This window comes from Flagellimonas flava, assembly GCF_900129665.1.
Classification (GTDB): Bacteria; Bacteroidota; Bacteroidia; order Flavobacteriales; family Flavobacteriaceae; genus Flagellimonas; species Flagellimonas flava.
In genome coordinates, this window is record NZ_FQWL01000013.1 from 1 (window position 1) to 1,079 (window position 1,079).

The window sequence follows — 1,079 nt, forward strand, 5'->3', positions numbered from 1 at the left end:
TTCAACGTTGGTGCCACTACAAGAAGAACTGTATTTGACCAAAATGGTGTAGCCAGTGACGGTCAGCAGGTATTTGGAGTGTTGAGACACTTCAATTTCTTGAACCAAAACGAGATCCAGACTTTCAACGAATTGAACATTGCAGGGGTTTACGCCCAGGCGGATTTTGATTACGATAATTTCCTTTATCTAACTCTTGCTGCTAGGAACGACTGGGTATCCAACTTCTCCAAGGAGAACCGTTCACAGTTCTATCCTTCTGCAAGTTTGTCCTTCATCCCAACGGCCGCAATCGATGGTTTGAAATCTGAAAATGTATTGAACTACTTGAAGATTCGTGGTGGTATCGGGGTTTCTGCAAACTTTGATGTATTGACCTCTGCTTATCCAGTTGTTGATGTTTTGGTATTGGATACTCAGGATGTTCAAGATGATAGCGGACAGAACATTGTGACCAATACTACAGGTACCCGTTTAGGTAACCCTAATCTTCAACCAGAAACTCTTGAAGAGATTGAAATAGGTATCGAATCCAGATGGTGGAACAACAGAATCACCTTGGATGCTTCCATCTACCAAAGAAAGACCAATGATTTGATCTTGGATAGACCTCTTGATCCTGCTACTGGTTTTACAGTAACTGCGACCAATATTGGTGAGATTGAGTCAGAGGGTGTTGAAATTGATTTAGGTGTGAACTGGTTCCGAGGTAACGAGGAAGGTGCTTTTGATTGGACTACCAATTTCAACTTTACCGCCTATGAGACAACGGTAACCGATCTAGGATTGGATACGGATCAGGTAATCTACTCTGGTTTTGCCAATTTGGGGAACGCAGCCATTGAAGGCGAGCCCTTAGGGGTTCTTTTTGGAACTAGAATCGCCACGGACGATAACGGAGAGTATATCATCGGTGCGGATGGTAACTTTGTTCAGGACCCGACCGATGGCGCAATTGGAGATCCAAACCCAGATTGGGTTGCCAACATGAGAAACAGCATTTCTTACAAGAACTTCACCTTAGGTTTCCAGTGGAACTGGACTCAAGGTGGGGATGTATACTCATCAACTATCTCAAC

At 43.7% G+C, this 1,079-nt stretch carries 1 protein-coding gene; it reads left to right on the forward strand.

The window, feature by feature from the left end; all coding sequences use genetic code 11:
• Window positions 1–1,079 (forward strand): TonB-dependent receptor domain-containing protein (locus tag BUC10_RS17645; protein WP_116465791.1); only part of this gene is annotated, 1,079 nt, incomplete at both ends.